We start from the raw sequence: 2,039 nt of genomic DNA on the forward strand, positions 1-2,039 counted from the left end.
GAGTAGCGCACGGTCTCGTTGCGCTTCCCGGAAAAATCATGCTCGGGCAGGGCGAGGCGGGGGTCGATGCCGAGGCGGTTGACCTTGTAGCCAAGGCCGGCCAGCACGCGTGCGGTGTCCTCGCCGACCTGCACGAACCATGGGCTGCCGGCGGTCTCGACGAAACGCTTGATGTAATCGGCCCGACGCACCGGAGCCGCCACCGGGTCGCCGAGCGCGAAATGGTGCTTCATCTTGGTACCGAAGGCGATGTAGCCGTCGGCATCGCCGAAATAGGAAAGCTTGCCTTGCACGGCGGTGGAATAGGCGAGCGAGAAGTCGCCATAGCGGCGCACCAGTGCCAGGCGTTCGATATGGGTCAGCGCCTGCCGCTCGACCTCGGGCGCGGCGGCCTCAAGGATCTTGTCGAAATAGAACCGCAAGGAGGGCATGGTCGAGATTCCGCGTGCCGCCTACAGCGCCGGCCGTCCAGGACGCGCCAAGGTGCTGTAACACTTTGATTCTGCGCATGACTCGAAAATCGGACTCGATTTCGGGCATGCGCGTGGGGGATAACCGAGACCCGCCAGCCACCCAAGGCCTCGAATCAATCACATTGCCGCGACCTGATTACCGTTGATATCGCGCATATGCCATATAGAGCGCAACCGCGGCCCGGCGTGTGGCGCTAAATCGCATCGCTCGAAATTCGGCCGCGGTTTGCTGCAGGGGATCCTGCGCGCGATCAAACGGTTACAGCGTCCTGCGAGCCTTACGGCGGGACGTCCAATGGGATTCGAGTGAATGACTGATACGACAATCAGATCGGTTGCGGATCTGCCGGCCACGGTCGAGCCGGCAATCGTCGTCGGCGCCGGTGCTGCCGGGCTGGCCGCCGCGCATGCCTTGATGAACGCCGGCGTGCCGACGGCGATCCTGGAAAAGGAAAGCCGGCTGGCCGAGCCCTGGCACCGGCGCCACCAGCAATTGCATCTCAACACCCATCGCGATCTTTCTTCGCTGCCTGGTCTCGCCTTTCCCCCTGGCACGCCCGCCTTTCCGCAAAGAATGGTCGTCATCCGCCACATGAACGATTTCCAGAAGGAGAACCGGCTGCCGGTGCAGTTTGGCGTCGCGGTCGAAGAGATCACCTTCAAGGGCGATCACTGGGCATTGCGCACCAGCGCCGGACCGCGCTTGGCCCGCAATGTCGTCATCGCCACCGGCCGCGACAGGCAGCCGTTCACCCCCGAATGGAAAGGCATGAAGGATTTCGTCGGGCGCATCATCCATTCGGCGGATTTCGGTGACGCGCAAGCCTATGCGGGCCAAAAAGTGCTGGTCGTCGGCGCCGGCAATTCGGGCTTCGATGCGCTCAATCATCTGGCCGGCATAGACACGGCCGCCATCTGGCTGTCGGCCCGCAACGGTCCCGCCCTGCTGCCCAAGCGCATCTGCAAGATCGCCGTGCACCGGCTTTCGCCGATCATGGCGCGCTTGCCGTTGCGGCTCGCCGATGCGGTGATGGCGGCAACGCAGCGGCTGGTTTTCGGCGACCTGACCAAATTCGGTCTGCCGCCCGCGCCTGCGGGCGGCGCCAGCCGCCTGAGCTCGGATTACACCGCGATCGCCGCCGACGACGGCGCCGTCGGCGCCATCAAGGCCGGCAAGATCACCGTCGTGCCGGGCATACGGGAATTCACCCGCGATGGCGTGATCCTGGCCAATGGCAGCCTGATCCATCCCGATGTCGTCATTGCCGCGACAGGCTACCGCACCGGGCTGGAGCCCATGATCGGCAAGCTCGGCGTGCTCGACGCCAAGGGCGTTCCGCTCTTCAACGGTGGCGAAGCCGATCCAAAATTGCCCGGTCTGTGGTTCACCGGCATGCGGCCAAGCATTCGCGGCTGCTTCGCCAATGCCGGCATCCTGGCCAAGGCGATCGCCAAACGAATTGCAGGGTCGGCCTCGCACCAATCCAGCGCATCACGCTGATTTCGGTTCCAGCCGCCGGAAACCGACGGCTTCCATCAGCATGTCCTCTTCCACCAGGCCGGCAT

The 2,039-nt window shown here is 64.2% G+C and carries 2 protein-coding genes; one reads left to right on the plus strand and one right to left on the minus strand.

Annotation, left to right across the window (positions count from 1 at the left end; all coding sequences use genetic code 11):
- The coding region (locus EN750_RS31605) for a phosphatidylglycerol lysyltransferase domain-containing protein (RefSeq protein ID WP_127399046.1) at positions 1-431 on the minus strand (431 nt) is incomplete at its 3' end.
- A gap of 352 nt (positions 432-783) precedes the next feature.
- Here EN750_RS31605 and EN750_RS31610 point away from each other — a divergent pair.
- Positions 784-1,974, plus strand: a complete 1,191-nt coding sequence (locus tag EN750_RS31610; RefSeq protein ID WP_127399047.1) for an NAD(P)/FAD-dependent oxidoreductase — start codon at positions 784-786, stop codon at positions 1,972-1,974.
- Positions 1,975-2,039: the final 65 nt, after the last annotated feature.

It is taken from the genome of Mesorhizobium sp. M7A.F.Ca.ET.027.03.2.1 (assembly GCF_003999175.1).
In the GTDB taxonomy this organism is placed as follows: domain Bacteria; phylum Pseudomonadota; class Alphaproteobacteria; order Rhizobiales; family Rhizobiaceae; genus Mesorhizobium.